This window comes from Bacteroides ihuae, from assembly GCF_900104585.1.
GTDB classification, from domain to species: Bacteria; Bacteroidota; Bacteroidia; order Bacteroidales; family Bacteroidaceae; genus Bacteroides; species Bacteroides ihuae.
Window position 1 is genome coordinate 906,131 of sequence record NZ_FNVX01000005.1, and the last position, 21,028, is coordinate 927,158.

General features: G+C 38.5%; 20 protein-coding genes and 1 riboswitch. Of the genes, 11 read left to right on the forward strand and 9 right to left on the reverse strand.

Annotation, left to right across the window (positions count from 1 at the left end; translation table 11 throughout):
- Positions 1-985: 985 nt before the first annotated feature.
- The 4 genes from BQ5338_RS09195 to BQ5338_RS09210 all read right to left on the reverse strand — a co-directional run bounded on the left by BQ5338_RS09195 (position 986) and on the right by BQ5338_RS09210 (position 7,556).
- A complete protein-coding gene (locus BQ5338_RS09195) occupies positions 986-1,687 on the reverse strand; it encodes a type 1 glutamine amidotransferase (RefSeq protein WP_071146499.1) in 702 nt (233 codons plus the stop codon).
- A 135-nt stretch (positions 1,688-1,822) separates the two neighbouring features.
- Complete coding sequence (locus tag BQ5338_RS09200) at positions 1,823-3,886, reverse strand: dipeptidyl-peptidase Dpp5 (RefSeq protein WP_394331134.1); 2,064 nt, start codon at positions 3,884-3,886, stop codon at positions 1,823-1,825.
- Positions 3,887-4,095: 209 nt separating this feature from the next.
- Entirely contained in the window at positions 4,096-5,925 is a 1,830-nt protein-coding gene (gene yidC, locus BQ5338_RS09205) for a membrane protein insertase YidC (RefSeq protein ID WP_071146501.1), read from the reverse strand.
- A 29-nt stretch (positions 5,926-5,954) separates the two neighbouring features.
- The gene (locus tag BQ5338_RS09210) at positions 5,955-7,556 is read right to left on the reverse strand and encodes a CTP synthase (RefSeq protein WP_071146502.1); all 1,602 of its coding nucleotides are present in this window, start codon (positions 7,554-7,556) and stop codon (positions 5,955-5,957) included.
- A gap of 203 nt (positions 7,557-7,759) precedes the next feature.
- Here BQ5338_RS09210 and BQ5338_RS09215 point away from each other — a divergent pair, with 203 nt between their 5' ends.
- The 8 genes from BQ5338_RS09215 to rsxA all read left to right on the forward strand — a co-directional run bounded on the left by BQ5338_RS09215 (position 7,760) and on the right by rsxA (position 15,050).
- On the forward strand, positions 7,760-9,130 hold the full coding sequence (locus BQ5338_RS09215; protein ID WP_071146503.1) for a DUF3078 domain-containing protein: 1,371 nt from the start codon (positions 7,760-7,762) through the stop codon (positions 9,128-9,130).
- A 407-nt stretch (positions 9,131-9,537) separates the two neighbouring features.
- Positions 9,538-9,960 (forward strand): SoxR reducing system RseC family protein, encoded by a 423-nt coding sequence (locus BQ5338_RS09220; protein WP_071146504.1) that lies wholly within the window; start codon positions 9,538-9,540, stop codon positions 9,958-9,960.
- A 7-nt stretch (positions 9,961-9,967) separates the two neighbouring features.
- Positions 9,968-10,834 (forward strand): Fe-S cluster domain-containing protein, encoded by an 867-nt coding sequence (locus tag BQ5338_RS09225; RefSeq protein ID WP_071146505.1) that lies wholly within the window; start codon positions 9,968-9,970, stop codon positions 10,832-10,834.
- A 36-nt stretch (positions 10,835-10,870) separates the two neighbouring features.
- The gene (rsxC, locus tag BQ5338_RS09230) at positions 10,871-12,205 is read left to right on the forward strand and encodes an electron transport complex subunit RsxC (protein WP_071146506.1); all 1,335 of its coding nucleotides are present in this window, start codon (positions 10,871-10,873) and stop codon (positions 12,203-12,205) included.
- A 9-nt stretch (positions 12,206-12,214) separates the two neighbouring features.
- Positions 12,215-13,210, forward strand: coding sequence for an RnfABCDGE type electron transport complex subunit D (locus tag BQ5338_RS09235; RefSeq protein ID WP_071146507.1), 996 nt, complete (start codon positions 12,215-12,217; stop codon positions 13,208-13,210).
- Entirely contained in the window at positions 13,207-13,854 is a 648-nt protein-coding gene (locus BQ5338_RS09240; protein WP_071146508.1) for an RnfABCDGE type electron transport complex subunit G, read from the forward strand. Before BQ5338_RS09235 ends, BQ5338_RS09240 begins: the two co-directional genes overlap by 4 nt.
- A gap of 16 nt (positions 13,855-13,870) precedes the next feature.
- Positions 13,871-14,455, forward strand: a complete 585-nt coding sequence (gene rsxE / locus BQ5338_RS09245) for an electron transport complex subunit RsxE (protein ID WP_071146867.1) — start codon at positions 13,871-13,873, stop codon at positions 14,453-14,455.
- Between the two features lie 22 nt (positions 14,456-14,477).
- Entirely contained in the window at positions 14,478-15,050 is a 573-nt protein-coding gene (gene rsxA, locus BQ5338_RS09250; protein ID WP_071146509.1) for an electron transport complex subunit RsxA, read from the forward strand.
- Between the two features lie 128 nt (positions 15,051-15,178).
- Here rsxA and thiD read toward each other — a convergent pair whose 3' ends face one another.
- Genes thiD through thiM form a run of 4 tightly spaced genes read right to left on the reverse strand, consistent with a single transcriptional unit; the run spans position 15,179 to position 18,122 of the window.
- Positions 15,179-15,988, reverse strand: a complete 810-nt coding sequence (gene thiD, locus BQ5338_RS09255; protein WP_205409941.1) for a bifunctional hydroxymethylpyrimidine kinase/phosphomethylpyrimidine kinase — start codon at positions 15,986-15,988, stop codon at positions 15,179-15,181.
- Between the two features lie 45 nt (positions 15,989-16,033).
- Entirely contained in the window at positions 16,034-16,690 is a 657-nt protein-coding gene (gene tenA, locus BQ5338_RS09260) for a thiaminase II (protein ID WP_071146511.1), read from the reverse strand.
- Between the two features lie 4 nt (positions 16,691-16,694).
- Positions 16,695-17,324, reverse strand: a complete 630-nt coding sequence (gene thiE / locus BQ5338_RS09265) for a thiamine phosphate synthase (RefSeq protein WP_071146512.1) — start codon at positions 17,322-17,324, stop codon at positions 16,695-16,697.
- Between the two features lie 3 nt (positions 17,325-17,327).
- Positions 17,328-18,122: a hydroxyethylthiazole kinase gene (gene thiM, locus BQ5338_RS09270; RefSeq protein ID WP_071146513.1), complete on the reverse strand. Its 795-nt coding sequence runs from the start codon at positions 18,120-18,122 to the stop codon at positions 17,328-17,330.
- 82 nt (positions 18,123-18,204) lie between these two features.
- A riboswitch (TPP riboswitch) is annotated at positions 18,205-18,304 on the reverse strand.
- A 222-nt stretch (positions 18,305-18,526) separates the two neighbouring features.
- Between thiM and BQ5338_RS09275 the strand changes: the two genes are divergently transcribed.
- Together BQ5338_RS09275 and BQ5338_RS09280 are read left to right on the forward strand one after the other, a co-directional pair.
- Positions 18,527-19,024 (forward strand): RNA polymerase sigma factor, encoded by a 498-nt coding sequence (locus BQ5338_RS09275; RefSeq protein ID WP_071146514.1) that lies wholly within the window; start codon positions 18,527-18,529, stop codon positions 19,022-19,024.
- Between the two features lie 4 nt (positions 19,025-19,028).
- Positions 19,029-19,619, forward strand: a complete 591-nt coding sequence (locus BQ5338_RS09280; RefSeq protein ID WP_071146515.1) for a hypothetical protein — start codon at positions 19,029-19,031, stop codon at positions 19,617-19,619.
- 172 nt (positions 19,620-19,791) lie between these two features.
- Here the strand turns inward: BQ5338_RS09280 and BQ5338_RS09285 are convergent, their stop codons facing one another.
- Positions 19,792-20,259 carry an Lrp/AsnC family transcriptional regulator gene (locus tag BQ5338_RS09285; RefSeq protein ID WP_071146516.1) on the reverse strand — a complete coding sequence of 156 codons (468 nt, stop codon included), beginning with the start codon at positions 20,257-20,259 and terminating at the stop codon, positions 19,792-19,794.
- 155 nt (positions 20,260-20,414) lie between these two features.
- Here BQ5338_RS09285 and BQ5338_RS09290 point away from each other — a divergent pair, with 155 nt between their 5' ends.
- A complete protein-coding gene (locus BQ5338_RS09290) occupies positions 20,415-20,852 on the forward strand; it encodes a DUF2000 domain-containing protein (RefSeq protein WP_071146517.1) in 438 nt (145 codons plus the stop codon).
- The last annotated feature ends 176 nt before the right edge of the window (positions 20,853-21,028 follow it).

Here is a 21,028-nt window from a genome sequence, read left to right on the forward strand (position 1 = left end):
GCTATTAAAAGCCTGTTATTAGCTGTAAATCAATGGGTTATCTAAATTTTGAAGAACATCAAAAAAGTCATTAAGTTTCAAAAGGTTCAAGGTTCACCTTTGGGTTTTACTCCCCCCTCCTTTCTTCGCGGGAAAGCTGTAAAATGTTATAAAAATTAAATTTATTATGATTATTTTAATTTACATATTTAGGCTGTGGGTACTCATTTAGTTCATTACTGAAGTTAACTAAGGAAAGGTAGCATACTCATTTGATTGATAAATCGAATATCACTAATGCTAGTTAAGCAGAATTCTATGAGTGAAAAGGACAAAATCAAGTTGGCTTTTTTGTTCTTTTTTAAATCTGATAGAAGTTTTTTTTCTCCGAATTCAGGTTAATAGAAGTTCCGGATGGAACATGGTAGTGTATAATTAAAAGGCCTAAGTATTTTGGAAAAACATTGAGGTCCTTCAAAATAACGCCTAGGTCTTTTACGTTCATTTATAATGCTCTTACCAGAATGCTTATCAAAAAATAAATAATATAGCTCAAGTAGACTACTGGACTGTCTGAAATCGTTTTTATAATGGATCTATATATTGAAAATAGTTTATTAGAATAGTCTATATATCTATATTGTATGCAATAAATTTTACTTTTATACAACTCGCCACTTTAGGGTTCATTTTAATTTCAGATTGACTAGATTGAAATATTAACGAGGCGATAATACAATGATAATTTATTGATAGTCAAGTAGTTAAATAATAAATATAAAAAAAGGGAGGGGGGTACAAAACCCAAAGGTGAACCTTGAACCTTCTGAACTCTAAATGATTTTTGAAAAGAGCTATAAATAGGGCTATTTGTAATTATTGAGCACTTAAATTATTATTAATAAAAATATTAATAATAAACAACTTTCGTATCAGTCTTAGAAAGTTAATATGCGATTGTTAACAAACAATCTTAAATCAGTTTTTTAGCATTCGTCTCAATAGCCTAGTTGTGGGGCAGCTTGAGCATCCACCGAGCTACTTCTAAGCCCTGTGGTGTGTATTTCAGTAAACTTTCCTTTGCTTGCTGTACAACCTCTGGCGACGCTCCAGTTTTACTCTCTAAAACGTATTGAGCGTATTTTATGCTATATTCAGGATGTCCCTGGAAAGAAAGGATATGATCGCCTATTAAAAAGGCCTCATTCTCACAAAAGTCACTTGTAGCTACAAGTTCTGCTTCCGCAGGCAATAACACGACTTGATCATTGTGATTATAGTGAAGAGAAACCTCTTTATTCGGAAAGTACTCAAATCCCTTAGGATGCACCACTTTAGAGACCCTTATCCCCGTGCCCCATCCTTTAGAAGATGCTTCAACCTTACCACCTAAGGCTTGTGCGATGGCTTGATGCCCAAAGCATACACCCGCCATCGGAGCCTTGGCAGCATGCGCTTGGCGAATGAATTCCAGCAGTCTTTTTATCCATTGATGGTCTTCATAGGCTCCTGCCCGGCTTCCGGTAATGACACAAAGCTCATTTGGTCTAAATTCTTCGGGAAACTCACCTTTCTGAACGTCGTATAGTTGGTATGTGACATGCGTGTCTAGTTCATTAAACAAATCGTAAAATAGTGTGGGGAAATGAGGCATGAAACCAGGCAAGATATCTTTGAACCAATCACATACAAGAATATTTATTTTCATGATCTTTCATTATTTAAAATTTTTAGCTGAATACAAATAAAGATATTTAATTGGAATTACACTTCATTTTGATCAAAAAAAGAAAGAGAGAAATAATCCATTTGACTATTTCTCTCTTTATCCATTATTGAAAATTTATTTTTTCAACCATTTGTCTAACCACTCGAAGAAAGTGCGTTGCCACAATATGCCGTTTTGTGGTTTCAGTACCCAATGGTTTTCATCCGGATAAATAAGTAACTCGGCAGGTATGCCTCGCAAGATGGCAGCATTGAAGGCAGACATACCTTGTGAAGCGAGTATCCGATAATCTTTCTCACCATGAATGCAGAGAATAGGAGTATCCCACTTGTCAACAAACTTATGAGGAGAATCGGCAAACGTACGTTGTGCAGTCGCATTGCTTTTATCCCAATAAGCACCGCCCATATCCCAATTAGCAAACCACATCTCTTCCGTTTCAAGGTATTGCATTTCCATATTGAAAATGCCATCGTGAGCAATGAAAGCTTTGAAGCGCTTATCGTGATGGCCGGCTAACCAATATACGGAGTATCCACCAAAACTGGCACCTACACAACCTAAGTTATCTTTATCAACGAAAGGCTCTTTACTCATCTCATCTATGGCAGTCAGATAATCCTTCATACATTGTCCGCTATAGTCACCACTGATTTCTTCGTTCCACTCTTTACCAAATCCGGGAAGTCCGCGACGATTGGGAGCCACAATAATATAATCGTGTGCAGCCATCATCTGGAAGTTCCAACGGTATGACCAGAATTGGCTAACAGGACTTTGAGGGCCACCTTCACAATAGAGTAGGGTAGGATATTTCTTGTTTGGATCGAACTGAGGAGGATAGATAACCCAAGTAAGCATCTTTTTGCCGTCGGTGGTCGTCATCCATCGTTCTTCTACTTTACCCATTTCCACCTGATCATAGATAGACTTGTTTTCAAAGGTCAATTGCGTGGCTTTACCTTTCAGATCAACGCTGTATATTTCATCAGCTATGCTCATCGAGTGTCTTTTAGCAATGAGATTCTTACCACAGAGAGCAATAGAAGCATAATCGTGCACACCATCAGTTAACGCTTTTACAGAGTTGTCCTTCAGGTTAAGCGAATAAATCTGGGAGGTAGCATGCCACACTCCGGTGAAATAGATCTTTTTAGCGTCGTTGCTCCAGCAAAATCCATCTACATTAGAATCAAAAGCTTTGCTGACAAAGTGTTTTTCACTCGTCTCCAAATTCATCACTACAAGGCGATTTTGATCTGACTCATATCCATCGTGTTCCATGCTAAGCCAAGCGATGTTTTTCCCATCAGGTGAATATTGCGGGTTCATATCATATCCCATCATTCCCTCGCTGATGTTCTTTGTCTGCTTTGTTTTTAGATCATATACGTAGATGTCTGAATTTGTGGACAGTGCATACTCTTTCCCGGTTTTCTTGCGACAAGTGTATGCCACTTTATCAGACGTATTATTCCAAGCCAGCTGTTCAATACCACCAAATGGTTTCATCGGGCTTTCATAAGGCTCTCCTTCAAGCACGTCCGTGATGCCTTGCAGAGATGAGCCATCAAAGTCGGCCACAAAAGGGTGCGGGGCAGTTGTTACCCATTCATCCCAATGTTTATACATCAAGTCGGTCACGATAATCCCAGTAGCTTTAGGCAGATCCGGGTATTTATCAGCAGTACTTTTAATGGTTTTAACCTGTGCAATGAATAATACCTTTTTTTCGTCAGGAGAAAAAGAGAACCCCTCAATATCTCCGTCATAGTTTGATAACTGCTTACGGTCGCTTCCGTCAGCATTGATCTCCCACAACTGGCTACTGCCGCTTTCAGTACTTAAGAAAGCAATCTTGCTACCCCCTTTAATCCATGCAGCTTCATTTTCAGAAACCTTGGTTGCAGTGATTTGCTTATTTCCACTCCCGTCGGCATTCATCACAAATACTTCGCGGTTACTCTTGTTCTCAGCTACACTGTAATAGCCCACAGTATAAACTATTTTATTCCCATTGGGCGAAATAGAAACTCCGCCTATGCGGCCCATGGCCCAAAGAGCCTCAGGCGTCATTCGCTTTCCTTCAATCTTGATATCCGATTTTCCGATAAGCGCTTGCTCTGTTTGTGCGGCCGCATTGGTTGAACAAACAGACAACGTCATTGCTGCCGACATCATCATTACGTTTACAGATTTCATACTAAATTATTTTATCGTTGAAATATTCTTTTGTAGTGCAGCAAAGATACAATTTATTTTGTGGGATAAAAAAACTCCGCCCGATGAAAATAACGACTTCATCGGGCGGAGTAAATAGATATAAACCGTATAAACTTTACACCTCTAAGAGAACAGACTGCTTTCCATAGTGTTTTTGCGGCCTTTTATTTTTTATCTTTTAAGCGTTGCTGTTCTTTCTGCATATTCTCCAAGCGAGCAGCAAATCCTGTTTTCTTTTTAGGCTTTGATTTTTTCACTTCAAGCTGAGCCAATAGTTTATCTTCATTTGTTACTCTGCGTAGAACAATCATGGTGATCACACTAATCAAAGTAGAGATGAAATAATAGTAATTCAAACCGGCAGGATAATCGTTTAGAACGAATAAGAACATAAGCGGCATCAGATACATCATCCACTTCATGGCTGGCATTTGTTGTTGTCCGGTATCTTGCTGAGACATCGTGAATTTAGTATTCAATATGTTCGTTGCTGTCATCAATAGACAGAACAGACTTAAGTGATTTCCCATGAATGGAACATGGAATGGGAATGTCACGATAGCATCGTATGTTGAAAGGTCATCAGCCCACAAGAAGCTTTGTTGACGCAACTCAATAGCACTCGGCACAAACATGAACAAAGCCATCAGGATAGGGAATTGTAGCAACATTGGTAAACAACCACCCATGGGACTTACTCCATATTGGCTATAGAGTGACATCACCTCCTGTTGTTTCTTCATTGCATCTTCCTGTTTTGGATATTTCTGATTGATAACATCTATCTGAGGTTTCAGTACACGCATCTTAGCAGATGAAATGTAAGTTTTCCAAGTAGCAGGAAACACCACGATCTTAACAATAATTGTCATTAGTAAAAGAACAATCCCCATACTCAATCCCCAACTAGAGAGCCAGTCAAAGATATTAATGGTGAACCATTTATTGATAGATCGTACAACAGGCCATCCCAGATAGACCAAATTATCAAGTTCCCATTTATCGCTGCGTCCTTTATCGTATGACTTTAAAGTTTTATAGTGATTAGGACCAAAATAAAAATGTAATTGAGTTGGTTCAGCGCCTTTTGGGTCAAAGAAAGTAGTCATTTGCGCTGAATAGTTTTTCAAATAACCAGTGCCCTCTTTTTCTGTTTTTGTCGTTAGTACATTCTTATTAAAGTCTTTATCGGCAATAATGACAGAAGAGAAAAATTGGTTTTTATAAGCAATCCAGTCAAGACTTTCAGTGATGGTTTTTTCCTCATCCTTTGCAGCAGATAGGTTGTCGGAACTATTACCTGCATATTTATATGTCAGATCGGATAAACGATTTTCATACGTAAACCCGCGTTCCAGTTGACGAGCACGTTGAGACCATTCCATATCCACGTAGTGAGTAGTAGACGATAGTCTATTGTCCATTCCTACAGCTTTGATAGAGCAGTCCATCATATAGTTATCTGCATGCAATACATACGTAAAGTCTATATAACTAGCGCTATCAGCAGCCAATCGCATGGTGACGCTACTATCTGTACGATTTACAGCTTCAAAGAAATAATTTTTCGTCTGGATGGCCCCTTCTTTATTATAAAAAGAGAAGTTCATCTTTGCATCATCATCGGCAAAGAGAATCAAAGGCTTCTTATCCTGTCCATTATACTCTTTTAGTAGAGCCGAATTTACGTATCCACCTTTATTAGTGACAGTCACTTTGAGTAGATTATTTTCGATAGTGGTCAGCTCTTCTTTTCCATTACTTGAAGTATGAAACATAGAAGTTGAGTCAAGCACCACATCTTCTTTTTTTTCATTGGCCAAAGCAGCTGTCGTTTTTGCTTTAATTGATTCTTCGTGTTGTTGAACAATAGCAATAGAGTCATTGTATCGCTTCAATGCGGCTTCTTCTTCTGAACTAGGTCGGCTCAGATAGCTGAAGCCAACCAGCAAAATACCTATTAAAACCAGACCTGTTATGGTGTTTTTATCCATAAATAATTTATTATATATTATGTTATTTATTATTTATCGATTGCAGCTTTGATGAAGGATACGAATAGCGGGTGTGGGTGTAGTACCGTGCTACTATATTCCGGATGGAATTGTGTACCGATATACCATTTTAAAGTAGGTATTTCTACGATCTCAACCAAATCCGATTCAGGGTTTATACCAACACATTTCATTCCGTTATCCTCAAATTGCTTGCGATAATCATTATTAAACTCGTAGCGGTGGCGGTGGCGTTCTTGAATATGTTCTTGTTTATAAGCTTCGTATACTTTAGAACTCTTATTAACGATGCATTCAAAAGCTCCCAATCGCATCGTTCCGCCCATGTTGGTTATAGCCTTTTGCTCTTCCATGATATCGATAACGTTGTATTTGGTCTTTTCATCAAACTCTACAGAGTTTGCACCTTCATATCCGAGTACATTTCGTGCAAATTCAATGGCAATGCATTGCATACCTAAGCAGATGCCAAATGTAGGGAAGTTATGTTCACGTGCGAATTTGGCAGCAACGAACTTTCCTTCAATACCTCTGGAACCAAATCCCGGACAAATGACAATTCCATCAGTATGCCCCAGCTTTTCTTCAACGTTTTCGGGCGTTAGCTGTTCTGATTGAACATACTCTATCTTAAGCTTTCTATCATTATAAGTAGCTGCTTGCGAAAGCGACTCTAGAATTGATTTGTATGCATCCTGTAATTCTACATATTTGCCTACTAAAGCAATCGTAACTTCTTCTGTAGCATTGGTGCGTCTATTAAGGAACTCTTTCCATGAATCTAATTTAGGCTGATCACCAATAAGCAATCCCATTTTTCTCAAAATGGTTTCGTCGAGTCCTTGTTCCTGCATCAGCAATGGAACTTCATATATAGTTGGAGCATCGATCGATTGAACGACGGCGCTTTCTTCTACATTGCAAAATAACGCAACTTTTTTGCGAAGATTCATACTTAAATCGTGTTCCGTACGAAGGACCAAAATATCGGGCTGAACTCCGAGAGATTGCAGCTCCTTGACAGAGTGCTGCGTTGGCTTTGTCTTCAACTCTTTGGCAGCTGCCAAGAAAGGAACGTATGTGAGGTGAACGCAAAGCGCATTCTGTCCTAGTTCCCATTTCAACTGACGGATACTTTCCAGATAAGGTAGTGATTCGATATCGCCTACTGTTCCGCCAATTTCTGTAATTACAAAATCAAATTTGTATTTATTTCCCAGTAACTTAACATTCCGTTTAATCTCATCCGTAATATGCGGAATTACTTGAATTGTTTTACCAAGATAATCACCTCTACGTTCTTTGTCGATAACACTTTTATAAATGCGTCCGGTTGTGATGTTGTTAGCTTTTGTAGTCTGAATTCCCAAAAAACGTTCGTAGTGCCCTAAGTCAAGATCGGCTTCATGGCCATCAACTGTCACATAACATTCTCCGTGTTCATAGGGGTTTAATGTTCCCGGGTCAATGTTAATGTACGGGTCAAATTTTTGGATGGTTACGTTATAACCTCTTGCCTGCAGCAATTTACCGATGGAGGATGAGATAATGCCTTTTCCAAGAGAGGAAGCTACACCACCGGTGACGAAAATATACTTTGTTTCTCCCACAGTTATACTGTTTTAATTAGTTGTTTACTACTCGTAAGCTAAGACTTAAAAAGCGCAAAATTATAAAAAAAAGAGGAAGTACATGGCTTTAATTGAACAAATTATTAAAAAAAAGCAATTAATGCAAGATTCGCTATGGGACGATAGTTTTTTTTTGTTATCTAAAGATTTTGATGTATTTTTGTGAAAAACTTAGAATATATATGAAGAATATTTATATTTCTTTACTCTTGTCATTAGTTCTTTCTTCATCAGTTGCGGCGCAGCATACTTCTAAAACTGCAAAGAACCGCACTACAAGAAGCTCTGATGCTGTGAGAAAAGATTCGGCTCATAGTTTATTATATCAATATTATTTCGGACAACTAGATTCATTGAATAATGATACGGTTCCGATGCGGTTTATTGAATCAGATCCGGATTACTATCGATTGTTTGTTCCTATAGCTTATTATTATTCGCCTATTAGGCAAGTTTCAGAGATGAAGTGGACCTTTCAAATGCCCAAGACTTTGCCTGATATAGGTTCTGAACTTCTAACTTATAATACTTCTCTTTTTTCTAAAACAAAACGTACTAACCGCATGGTAGATGCTGTTTTGCTTAAATTATATGTAACTCATCCTGAGCTTGTTACTACAACCGAGAGAAGCATTATGAGAAGAAAGGTATTCCGTGAAGATGTGAGGATAAAAATGTCTTCAGAAGCTAAAGTGATGAAGTTATTTAAGCCGGAAGGAGTAAAAGAGGATGTAGGAAAAGCTGAGATGTTTATTCGCAAACCTAATTGGTGGACTACGGGGGGGAGCGGATCCTTGCAGATGACTCAATATTACATCTCTGATAACTGGTATAAAGGCGGAGAAAGCACTAACTCTGTACTTGGAAATTTGAATTTGTATGCTAATTATAATGATCGCGAAAAACTTCAATTAGAGAACTTATTGGAAGCTAAATTTGGATTTAATACGGCTTCTTCAGACACGATACATCAATATAGGATCAATACCGATGCTATACGTCTATATAGTAAATTAGGTATTCAAGCTGCCTCCAAATGGTACTATACTATTTCGGGAGAATTCAACACGCAGTTTGCTCGCAATTATAAAACCAATAGCAATACAGTGGTTTCTGCATTCATGGCACCTGCTAACTTTATATTCAGTATTGGTATGGACTATAAATTGAAGACAAAGAAGGTTAATCTTTCAGTCTTCATTTCTCCGGCGACTTATAACCTGCGCTATGTAGGTAGTAGTGATGTTGATGAAACAAACTTTGGCTTGAAAGAAGGAAAGAGTGTATTGCATGATGTTGGTTCTAAGTTGCAGACAACTCTTTCTTGGACTATAATGTCTTCGGTTGTACTTGATTCCAGGCTTTACTATTTTAGCAACTATAAAAAAGTAGAAGCCGAATGGGAAAATACATTCAATTTTGTGCTTAATCGCTATCTCTCTACAAAAATTTTCGTACATGCGCGTTTTGACGATGGTTCTAAGCCTAATAAAGGTTCCAGCTATTTTCAGCTTAAAGAACTGCTTAGTTTTGGCATAAACTATACTTGGTAAAATAACAGGAACCCTACCTGCTGCCTATTTAGAATAAACGATCAAAGTGGTTTTAAACTTATATTCTTAACAAATAATGAAGAATAAATAGCTTAAAACCACTTTGGTTTTCTATTAAAAAAAATCAAAAATATAATTAAGGCTTTTTGTTCAACCGAACATCTTTTTGATTTTGCGGCTTTGATTGATGCTAAATGAATAACATTCGTTTCTTTATGATTTTCATAAGTCTTATTTCTATTTCAAAATAGATAAATTATTTCAAATAATCTATCTTATTGTAATCCGTGAAACTTTATTTTAGAATAAAAAAAAGCATTTTATGCAATATAAAAAACAGCTGAACGCTTCGTAGTTTCCGAATTATGATTAAATTTGCCGCAATTTGTAATGTTGACTTTGCAAAAATGGTAGATACAATCAAACATCAAGGTATTGTGGAAAACATAATTGGCTCTCAGGTATTTGTGAGAATTGTCCAAACGACAGGCTGCACCGCGTGTAGTGCTAAAGGTTATTGTTCTTCTTCTGAGAGTAAAGAGAAGGTTATTGAAGTTACTACTTCATCAGCAACTCTTTTTAAGTCTGGCGACAGGGTTACCATAATCGGTGAAACTTCGATGGGGATGATGGCCGTACTTTGGGCTTTTGTCATTCCGTTTATGTTATTAATCATTTCTTTATTTATTCTAATGTCTGTCACAAGTGGCAACGAATTATTCTCCTCCTCGCTTTCCCTTGCTTTTCTGATCCCTTATTATCTCTTTTTGTGGATGAATAAGGAAAAAATGAAAAAGATATTTTCATTTACTATAAAACCAATAAAATAACTAATTTATGAACTTGATTCTGATGGCAGTGATTTCATTGGGAGCTATTGCGCTTATTTCAGCCGCAATACTATATGTTGCTTCCAAAAAGTTTGCTGTATATGAAGATCCTCGTATTGCTAAAGTCTCTGAGGTATTGCCTCAAGCCAATTGCGGAGGTTGTGGTTATCCGGGATGTAGCGGATTTGCTGATGCTTGTGTGAAAGCCGATTCACTTGATGGGAAATTCTGTCCGGTAGGTGGACAACCAATAATGGCAGAGGTTGCATCTATCCTTGGACTGAATGCTGAGACTGCAGAACCGATGATTGCAGTGGTAAGATGCAACGGAACTTGCGAACACCGTCCCCGCCTTAACATGTATGATGGTGCAAAAAGTTGTGCCATTGCGGCTTCCCTCTATGGCGGAGAAACCGGTTGTAGCTATGGTTGTCTAGGCTGTGGCGATTGCGTTGAAGTATGTGCCTTTGATGCTATTCACATGAATCCCGAAACTGGCCTACCCGAGGTAGATGAAGAAAAATGTACTGCTTGTAATGCATGTGTTAAAGCCTGTCCGAAAGCTCTTATTGAACTTCGTGCCAAAGGGAAAAAGTCACGCCGAGTTTATGTATCTTGCATGAACAAGGATAAAGGTGCGCTTACACGCAAATCATGTGATGTGGGGTGCATCGGTTGTAGCAAGTGTGTAAAAGCCTGTCCTTTTGAAGCCATAACAGTGACTAGCAATCTTGCTTACATTGACTATGACAAGTGTAAATCGTGTCGCAAATGCGTAGAAGTTTGCCCTCAACACACGATTATAGAGCTTAATTTTCCTCCTCGCAAACCCAAAGAGGAAGTTCTGGAAACGGCTCCGGTTGCTGAAGCATAATTAAATGAATCATAAACAGATTAAATATATACATGTATGTTGAAGACATTTTCAATTGGTGGAGTTCATCCGCACGAAAATAAACTTTCAGCGCATCAGCCTATTCTAACGGCAGCTGTTCCCGAAAAGGCCGTTATCTTATTGGGACAACACATTGGTGCTCCGGCTAAACCAGTTGTCGCTAAGGGAGATCTTGTGAAAGTAGGAACAAAAATAGCTGAAGCAGGCGGATTTGTTTCAGCTGCCATTCATTCTTCCGTAAGTGGAAAGGTAACCAAAATAGATGCTATTGTGGATGCAAGTGGATATGCTAAACCAGCTATCTTTATTGATGTGGAAGGGGATGAATGGGAAGAAACGATTAATCGTACAACGACATTAGTGAAAGAATGCAATCTCACTGCTGAAGAGATTGTGAAGAAAATTGCAGAAGCAGGCATTGTTGGTCTTGGCGGAGCCTGTTTTCCTACACAAGTAAAATTGTGCCCTCCTCCTGCATTTAAGGCTGAGTGTTTGGTTATCAATGCTGTAGAATGCGAACCTTATCTTACGGCCGACCATCAACTGATGTTGGAACATGCCGAAGAAATTATGGTAGGAGTGTGCATCCTGATGAAAGCGGTAAAAGTAAACAAGGCGTTTATCGGTATTGAGAATAATAAACCGGATGCCATCCAATTAATGACTAAGGTTGCTTCAAACTATGCGGGAATCAACGTAGTGCCTCTGAAAGTGAAGTATCCGCAAGGAGGTGAGAAGCAGTTAATCGATGCTATTATTTCTCGCCAGGTAGGTAGTGGTGCACTTCCTATCTCTACCGGAGCTGTTGTTCAAAACGTAGGAACTGCCTTTGCTGTGTATGAAGCCGTACAAAAAAACAAACCTCTTTTGGAGCGTGTGATCACAGTAACCGGTAAGTCACTAGCCAAGCCTTCCAATTTTTTAGCTCGTATTGGTACTCCGATGAAGCAATTGATTGAAGCTTGTGGCGGATTGCCTGAAGATACAGGAAAGATTATAGGTGGTGGCCCAATGATGGGTAAGGCACTTGTGAATACGGATGTTCCTACTGCGAAAGGTAGTTCGGGCATTTTGATTATGACGAACAAAGAATCTAAGCGTGGACAAGTTCGTAATTGCATCAGGTGTTCAAAGTGTGTTAGTGCATGTCCTATGGGATTAGAACCTTATCTGCTTGGTGCATTAGCCGAAAACACGGATTTCGAGAGAATGGAAAAAGAAAAAATAATGGATTGTATTGAGTGTGGCTCTTGCCAATTTACTTGCCCTACAAACCGCCCTTTACTCGATTATTGCCGTTTGGGCAAATCGAAAGTAGGTACAATGATTCGTGCACGACAAGCTAAATAATAACGAAGTATGGAAAATAAATTGATAATATCACTGTCTCCGCATATTCATAATGGAGACAGCGTTGAAAAGAACATGTACGGAGTGCTCATAGCGCTTGCTCCTGCTTTCATTGTGTCGCTGATTTACTTTGGGTTAGGTGCCCTGGTTGTCACAGTTACTTCCGTTATTGCTTGCTTATTCTTCGAATGGGCTATTGGCAAATACATTATGAAGTCTGAGGTATCAACCATTTGTGATGGTTCAGCTGCCATTACAGGCGTTTTATTGGCCTTTAACTTACCCTCAAATTTGCCCATTTGGATTATTCTTCTAGGAGCATTATTTGCTATTGGAGTCAGTAAGATGTCGTTTGGCGGACTAGGTAACAACCCCTTTAATCCAGCTTTGGCAGGACGTGTTTTCTTGTTGCTCTCTTTTCCTGTTCAGATGACTACATGGCCTAAAATAGGGCAGTTGACCTCATACATTGATGCTGAAACAGCTGCTACGCCACTTTCTATAATGAAAGGAGTAATTAAAGGAGCACCTGGATTTTCACTTGATCAACTACCTGATGCTTTTAATTTGTTTATCGGTAATAATGGAGGTTGTTTAGGTGAGGTAAGTGCAGCAGCTTTACTTGTCGGTTTAGTTTATATGTTGATGAAGAGAATCATCACTTGGCACATACCGGGATCTATCCTGCTAGCAGTTACTGTCTTCTCAGGAATTATGTATTTAGTGAATCCTCAGATCTATGTATCACCTCTTACCCAACTACTTTCGGGTGGGCTGATGCTGGGCGCTATATTTATGGCAACAGACTATGTCACTTCACCTATGACTAATAAAGGAATGCTGATATATGGAACTTGTATAGGTCTTCTAACAGTTGTTATTCGCCTTTTTGGCGCTTATCCCGAAGGTATGTCATTTGCCATTCTTATCATGAATGCTTTCACTCCATTAATTAATACATATTGCAAACCTAAACGCTTTGGGGAGGTAGCAAAGAAGAAATGAAGAAATTAGAATCATCTCTAAAGAACATGTTGCTGGTGCTCACAGTAGTAACAGCTTTATCGGTTGCTTTATTGGCTTATGTAAATGAATTGACCAGAGAGCCAATAGCCAACGCCAATGCAAAAGCATTAAATGAAGCATTGAAGAGTGTAGTACCTCCATTTACGAATAATCCTGTAGCTGAATGTGATACCATTTTTAGCGAGAAAGACGGTAAGAAGATTGTCGATTTCATAGTGTATCCGGCTAAAGATGGCGATAAAATCGTTGGTACAGCAGTTGAATCAAAATCACTTGGCTTTGGTGGAGAACTGAAAGTACTTGTCGGTTTTGATGCGGAAGGAAAAATCTACAACTACTCTTTATTAGCCCATTCAGAGACTCCGGGGTTAGGCTCCAAAGCTGCCGACTGGTTTAAAGAAGGAGGTAAAGGAAGTATCAAAGGAATGGACCCGGGCGCAAAGCCTCTGTCAGTGAGCAAAGATGGTGGTGAGGTTGATGCGATTACTGCGTCTACGATCACATCCAGAGCTTTTTTGAAAGCAGTAAATGCTGCTTATGAGGCTTATAAAGGAAAGGGTGCTACGAATGCCACTTCAGGTGCTACATATGTTGAACACACTGACTCTGTCAGTGCAAATTAATAAAGGAGTATTGAATATGAATAACTTTAAAGTATTGATGAACGGGATTGTGAAAGAAAATCCCACGTTTGTGCTCCTGCTTGGTATGTGTCCCACATTGGGAACGACCTCTTCTGCCGTTAATGGTATGGGCATGGGGCTTGCTACAGCATTCGTGCTTATTTGCTCCAATGTTGTAATATCAAGCATTAAGAATTTAATACCCGATATGGTGCGTATTCCCGCATTTGTGGTTGTCATAGCTTCATTTGTCACCTTGTTGCAAATGGTTATGCAAGCTTATGTACCGGCACTTTATGCCACTTTGGGACTATTTATTCCATTGATTGTTGTGAACTGTATTTTGTTGGGTCGTGCTGAAGCTTTTGCTGCTAAAAATAACCCCTTGGCTTCCTTGTTTGATGGAGTCGGAATGGGATTAGGTTTTACTATTGCGTTGACGCTTTTGGGCGCTATCCGCGAACTACTTGGCACCGGCAAAATATTCAATTTTATCATCTTCCCCGAAGGATATGGTATGCTTGTCTTCGTTCTTGCGCCGGGTGCTTTTATTGCACTAGGCTATCTTATTGCTTTAATTAATCGCTTGAAGAAAGCCTAATCATCTAAATTCAAAAACAGTTATGGAATATATATTGATATTCATCTCGGCAATTTTTGTAAACAACATCGTGTTGTCTCAGTTCCTGGGTATCTGCCCCTTTCTGGGAGTGTCGAAGAAAGTAGAAACTGCGCTTGGCATGGGTGCTGCCGTTGCTTTTGTGCTTACTATAGCTACCATCGTAACATTCCTTATACAAAAGTATGTTCTCGATGCCTTTGGTCTGCAATATCTGCAAACCATCACTTTTATCCTTGTAATTGCAGCTTTGGTGCAGATGGTGGAGATCATCCTAAAGAAAGTTTCCCCCGCACTTTATCAAGCACTGGGAGTCTTTCTTCCATTGATCACAACTAACTGCTGTATTCTAGGTGTAGCTATCTTGGTTATTCAGAAAGACTTCAATTTGCTCACGGGTGTCGTTTACGCGTTCTCTACCGCATTAGGTTTTGGATTAGCCTTGGTCATCTTTGCGGGACTTCGTGAGCAAATGAGCTTGGTAAAGATACCTAAAGGAATGGAAGGTACGCCAATAGCACTCATTACAGCAGGTCTCCTTGCGATGGCATTTATGGGATTCTCGGGCGTTGTATAATTTGTAGCTTTAAAATATCACTTCTATCTCAAGCTACATAGCAGTAATACCAGATAGATGAGAGAGATTTAATAAGAGGGTGTAGATTTTTCTACGCCCTCTTATTATAATTAATGGAAATCATTCTTTTAATCCCAAAAAGTATGAAAATGGTGAACAGGTCCATGTCCTTTACCTATTTCATAAGTTGCTCCACTTTCTATTGCCTTTGTTATATATTCCTTAGCGCATTTCACAGCATCGTTTAGTGGTAGTTGATGTGCCAGAAAAGAGGCTACAGCAGATGATAGTGTACACCCAGTGCCATGCGTATTACGGGTTTCTATCCTCTTAGATGACAGTTTCATTACTTCATCTTTTTCGGCATTATAGAATATATCAATCAATAAATCATCCGTTAGGTGTCCGGCTTTAAGTAGTACGGACACTTTTCCGTTGCACGAAAGTGCTCTGGCAGCCTCCGGCAATTCTTCCTGACAAGTAATCTTTCTTCCTAATAAGATCTCAGCTTCCGGAATATTAGGAGTAATCACTCTGACAAGAGGTATCAACTCATTCTTTAGAGTACTGATTGCTTCTTCTTGCAGCAGACTGTCACCTGAAGTTGCTACCATTACAGGATCGAGCACTATGTTGCGAATGGAATAGGTCGATAACGTCTCTCTGACACTTCGAATCAACTCCGACGAGTGTAACATGCCAATCTTGATAGCATCAGCACCGATGTCATCTAATACAGATATGATTTGCCCTCGTACGAAAGAAACAGGTATGGGATGTACAGCAGTGACGCCTACTGTGTTTTCGTCGACAACTGCAGTTATGGCCGACATACCATAACAGCCACATGCCGACATGGTTTTTAAATCAGCTTGCACTCCGGCACCTCCGCTAGGATCACTGCCGGCAATGGTAAGCACTCGTTTATATTGTTTCATAATTGAAAAGTATTTGATTCTATGTTTAATTAGGTAAGGGATCGTTTAAATAGGCCATTGCTCCATGTTCCATGCACTATTCCAAAACATCCATTCCAATTTCGCCGAACGAATAAAAGCATCGGTCATTTCTTGTTGTTGTTCGTTGGTACACTGCTGAGCCAATTCATCGCATATATTTATTGCATTGGTCACAGCTTTCTCAAAGTCGGCTCCTCCATAAGTGTTTATCCATTGCTGATAAGGATTGTCGGAATTGTGAGTTTGGTTACTTAGTATATAATCTCCAACTTCTTTGTATATCCAAAAACAAGGTAACACACCTGCCATTGTTGCCTCTACCGATGCCGATGAAAGTAATTGACGCATATGACCGGTGTACAATAAGCAGCTGGGAGATGGCTCGGTGGTTACAGATGAACCTACCTGCTTTAAAAAGCTCTCATGCAAATCACCTTCTACATAAATTGTATCAGCAGCAAACTTCATAAATGCTTCAGCATGAGATTGTTTCTTTAATCGGACAACAATTCCGGCTAACACTTTTCCGAATTCGCCTAAATAGATAACATCTTGTTGAATATAGAAAAGAAACTTCTCTTTGGCTAATGTTCCATTCATCAATTCTGTGATAAATGGTAGATCGAGTATTTTGTGATAGATTGGTAAAGATTTAATCCATGTTTGTTCACTCCATTTCATAGGGCTAATATTTATTTAATTCAGTTCTTAATATATGGGCAGCTTCAAATGGATTTGTTGCTGACATGATTTCGGATACTACGGCTATCCCGTCTGCTCCCGCATTGTAAATGGCGGCAGCATTATTGGCATGAATACCTCCGATGGCCACTGCTTTGTGTTTACATATTTGTTTAACTTGCTGGATACCTTCTATTCCAAAGGGTAGGAGAGTATCCGTTTTAGTGGGAGTACTAAATATTGGTGATATGCCGATGTAATCAACATCCAATGCATTGGCAAGCTTTGCCTGTTCCAGCGTTTCAATTGAAAGTCCAATGATCTTATCATAACCCAGCATTTGGCGGGCAACATCGTAAGGCATATCACTCTGGCCGATGTGTACTCCATCAGCATTACAGGCAATCGCAATGTCCAATCTGTCGTTAATAATCAGAGGTACTTTGTACGGAGCAAGTAATTGCTTCATGCGTACTGACAGTTGGTAAAAATCAAGAGTTGAACAATCTTTTTCTCGCAATTGCACCATGGTAACCCCACCTTTTACGGCTTCCTCTACCACTTCTTCGAGCGATCTGCCAAGCGACAGTCGTCGATCAGTAACCAAATATAGAGATAAATCGAATATCGGCATAGCTTATTGTTTTAGGTTTGTAGAAAGCACCTCCGTGTTGAGGTTACAAAGTTCATCCAAAAAGAACAGTTGCATGCTGCCATTGCCATGAGCTTTATCAGCAGCAATCTCTCCAGCTATACTCATCACTGCCATAGCGTGCGTTGCTGCTTCCAGGTAATTGCTGTTAATTGCAGCAAAGGCAGCTGTAATAGCTGTGGCTGTACATCCCATTCCCGTTACGCGAGCCATTAGCGGGCTACCATTGGTTACTACCTCGGTGTCTTTTCCATTGGTCATATAATCAGTAGGTCCACTTATAACAACTACTGCTCCGGTTTCTGTAGCAAGTTGGATGGCCGATTGCAGAGCACTATCCGACGAATCTCGGCTATCTACACCTTTGGTGCTGACAGTCTCATTTACCAAAGCCATAATCTCCGAAGCATTGCCTCTGATGATAGACGGTTTTACTATTTCAATGAGTTGCTTGCATACCCGTGTTCGATAAGAAGTAGCGCCAGCGCCAACCGGATCGAGTACAATAGGAATACCTTTTTGCTTGGCTGCTATCCCAGCCGTTATCATGCTTTCTACCCAATCGGCATTTAATGTGCCGATGTTAATGACTAATGCCGATGCTATTTGCACCATTTCTTCCACTTCCTCAATAGCGTGAGCCATTACAGGTGATGCTCCTATTGCCAATAATGCATTTGCCGTATTATTCATCACCACAAAGTTGGTTATGTTGTGTATCAGTGGAGATTGTTGCCGAACCAGGTCAAAATCTCTCTGTAAATTTTGAATGTTTATCATCTCATTGTTTTTTTTAATTATAAATAAAAAGGCCGTTTCGTGATTATACAACGAAACGGCCTATATCTTATCATACATTGATAACTTAACTATTACCGAATTCCTACGCTGTTATTACACATTTCAGGTTCAATGGGTATAATCTCAGCTCGCTGTAGCAACGAGCACCCCCACAGTATATTGCAAATGTACTTAATATTATCGGCAATGCGTCAAGTGAAAACATGAAATCTAGTACTATTTTTCCAGCATAAGATATGCGGGTTGATGAAAAACCAAATTAGACTCACAAATCGAGAAGAAATAATAATCTAGTTTGCTATTATTCAAGATTAATGAATAATTTTCAGATCTTTCTGTAATAATCTTATTTATATCACGACTATATTACAAAAGATATATATATGAAGTCAATTCAAGAAGATTTTCTTAAGATCGTATCCGATTATCAAGGAATCATACATAAAGTAAATTTGATCTACTTTAGAGTCATTGTCGATAGAGAAGATAATTTTCAGGAAATTCTCCTTCAACTTTGGAGATCATTTCCGCAGTTGAAAGATAGGACAAAGATCGGATCGTGGATATATACCGTTGCCATTAACACCTCCATATCAAAGATCAGAAAAGATAGCAAGCTCGTGTTTCAGGAGTTGACTGATTCAGCTCTTGAAATGAGTTTGATAGAGGATAATGCAGGTTCTTTTGAAGTCGATTTTAACTTTCAAAAGCTTATTGAGGCATTACATCAACTCAATCAAATAGATCGTTCTATCATGCTACTTTATTTAGAAGAGCTAGATTATAATGAGATAGCAGAGATTATGGGTATTACCAGCACAAATGTTGGTGTTAGAATAAATCGCTCAAAAAAACAATTAAAGAAATATTTAAATAAATAGAAACATGGAAAAAGATAACTTGAAACTCATCTGGAAAATGGGAGTTAATGAAGACATTAACTTGTATTCTGATCAAGAATTGAATAACATGATCATTAAATGTGCTAGAAAATCAATGCGAAAAATTCATCCTGGATGGATATTACGTACCATCGTTATATTAGTCGTAGCTTTGCTGCTTTGGCAGATAAGTACAGCAGATGGAAACATCCGTATAACTATTTTGCGGTTCATTATATTATTTATATTGATAGGCTCGATGGGAGCTATGGAGTGGTCAGCCCGAAAAATGAATAAATACCATTTTAATATGGGGGTAAAGGAATGGTTGAAATCACGTATAGACAAACTAGAAAAAAGCATTCAACTTCAACGTAAATATGACATTGCTATCTATATTGGTTCATTCCTATTAGGTTTCGGCACCTATTTTATGTACAATTATTTAATGAATGTATCATTCAATTTGCTGACCTATATTGCTATATTCTTTGGTTTTATTCTATACCTATTGGGATGCAGAATGATAGTAAGGAAACATCATCAGAAAGTACTTCGCCATCTACAAGAGTTATATAATAAATTGAGAGATTGAAACAATAAAATCTATATTAGCGGCACGGATAATGCCGCTAATATTATCGTGTAAGGTACCTATGAAGTGCAATCCTCTACTTAAAAGATGGAAAAAGAAATTATCTGAATGTGAGAAAGATTGCAAATTAGCTAACCCGCTAAAATGAAAAGGGCATAGATCTTCTGCTCTATTAAAATGGAATACTTAATGAGGTGATATGCTTTATTTCACCCAACACAAATGAGCTTTGCATTTTAACTATACCGTAAACCTTCGTTAGTTTTTCGAATGCAAAACGGTTATAGTCGTCAAGGTCTCTGAGCACAACTTTCAACAGGAAGTCATAGACTCCACCGGTAGAATAGCATTCCATTATTTCATCTATATCTTTTATCTCTTTCTGAAATCGTTGGATATGCTCATCGTCATGAACGGCTAAAGAGACGTTACAAAAGACGATTAAAGGTAATCCAACCTTTTTATTGTCAACCAAAGCCACATATCCCTTGATATACCCTTCGTTTTCGAGGCGTTTAATTCGTTCGTAAATAGGTGTTTTAGATATATGCAGCCTGTCAGACAGTTCTTTCATATTGATTTTTGCATCATTTTGTAACGCACTAAGAATATCTATATCTGTTTTATCCAACTTTGTCATGGTCTTTTTTCCTGTTTATAATGAATTAATATTCCAAGACTAGGAATATTGAATATATATACTTGCAAATATAGGATTATTTCCTGTTTTTCACAATGTATGCAGTAATAATTTCTATTATTCGTAACTTTGCAGAAATATAAATATTAAGAAGTATGGAAGATATAAAGACTATTGCCGAAACAAAAAAGTGTGTTCTAATAATAGACAAAGCACAGCCAATAGGCATTATTGCTAATACAGCAAGTGTATTATCGATTACATTGGGAAAACAAATTGAAGGAATTGTAAGCCACGACGTTTACGATAAACAAGGAGATAAACACCTTGGTATTACGCAAATGCCCATTCCTGTATTGGGAGCGTCTGATGATAAGATAAAGGAGATTCGACACAAGCTGCTTTCTCTTGATTTGGAGGAATTAGTGATGGTAGATTTCTCTAATATTGCCCAGCAATCTAAAACATACGACAACTATGAGAAGGTGATGCTTATGACGGAAGAAAATGACATTCGGTACATTGGCATTGGTATTTGTGGAGATAAAAAAGTGATAAATAAAGCTACAGGGAATTTGAGTTTGATACGATAATATGAATATGAAATAAAACGATATATAATAGTCTGTTTATAACTATTACAGAGATATAAACAGACTATACAAATTAAAACAGCGAGAGGTTAATTCCATGTGTCATTTTTTCGTCTCTTTTTCATCGGAGAAAAGGGGCACAAAAAAACCTATAAATCAAGGATTTATAGGTTTTT

Excerpts from the sequence above, each read along its gene's own strand:
- thiM (WP_071146513.1), bottom strand. The coding sequence starts at position 18,122 with ATGATAAACATTCAAAATTTACAGAGAGATTTTGACCTGGTTCGGCAA.
- BQ5338_RS09215 (WP_071146503.1), top strand. The coding sequence starts at position 7,760 with ATGAAGAATATTTATATTTCTTTACTCTTGTCATTAGTTCTTTCTTCA.
- BQ5338_RS09220 (WP_071146504.1), top strand. The coding sequence starts at position 9,538 with ATGGTAGATACAATCAAACATCAAGGTATTGTGGAAAACATAATTGGC.
- rsxE (WP_071146867.1), top strand. The coding sequence starts at position 13,871 with ATGAATAACTTTAAAGTATTGATGAACGGGATTGTGAAAGAAAATCCC.
- thiD (WP_205409941.1), bottom strand. The coding sequence starts at position 15,988 with ATGAAACAATATAAACGAGTGCTTACCATTGCCGGCAGTGATCCTAGC.
- yidC (WP_071146501.1), bottom strand. The coding sequence starts at position 5,925 with ATGGATAAAAACACCATAACAGGTCTGGTTTTAATAGGTATTTTGCTG.
- BQ5338_RS09285 (WP_071146516.1), bottom strand. The coding sequence starts at position 20,259 with ATGACAAAGTTGGATAAAACAGATATAGATATTCTTAGTGCGTTACAA.
- BQ5338_RS09225 (WP_071146505.1), top strand. The coding sequence starts at position 9,968 with ATGAACTTGATTCTGATGGCAGTGATTTCATTGGGAGCTATTGCGCTT.
- BQ5338_RS09195 (WP_071146499.1), bottom strand. The coding sequence starts at position 1,687 with ATGAAAATAAATATTCTTGTATGTGATTGGTTCAAAGATATCTTGCCT.
- BQ5338_RS09290 (WP_071146517.1), top strand. The coding sequence starts at position 20,415 with ATGGAAGATATAAAGACTATTGCCGAAACAAAAAAGTGTGTTCTAATA.
- BQ5338_RS09275 (WP_071146514.1), top strand. The coding sequence starts at position 18,527 with ATGAAGTCAATTCAAGAAGATTTTCTTAAGATCGTATCCGATTATCAA.
- BQ5338_RS09280 (WP_071146515.1), top strand. The coding sequence starts at position 19,029 with ATGGAAAAAGATAACTTGAAACTCATCTGGAAAATGGGAGTTAATGAA.
- tenA (WP_071146511.1), bottom strand. The coding sequence starts at position 16,690 with ATGAAATGGAGTGAACAAACATGGATTAAATCTTTACCAATCTATCAC.
- rsxA (WP_071146509.1), top strand. The coding sequence starts at position 14,478 with ATGGAATATATATTGATATTCATCTCGGCAATTTTTGTAAACAACATC.
- BQ5338_RS09235 (WP_071146507.1), top strand. The coding sequence starts at position 12,215 with ATGGAAAATAAATTGATAATATCACTGTCTCCGCATATTCATAATGGA.
- rsxC (WP_071146506.1), top strand. The coding sequence starts at position 10,871 with ATGTTGAAGACATTTTCAATTGGTGGAGTTCATCCGCACGAAAATAAA.
- BQ5338_RS09200 (WP_394331134.1), bottom strand. The coding sequence starts at position 3,886 with ATGTCGGCAGCAATGACGTTGTCTGTTTGTTCAACCAATGCGGCCGCA.
- BQ5338_RS09240 (WP_071146508.1), top strand. The coding sequence starts at position 13,207 with ATGAAGAAATTAGAATCATCTCTAAAGAACATGTTGCTGGTGCTCACA.
- thiE (WP_071146512.1), bottom strand. The coding sequence starts at position 17,324 with ATGCCGATATTCGATTTATCTCTATATTTGGTTACTGATCGACGACTG.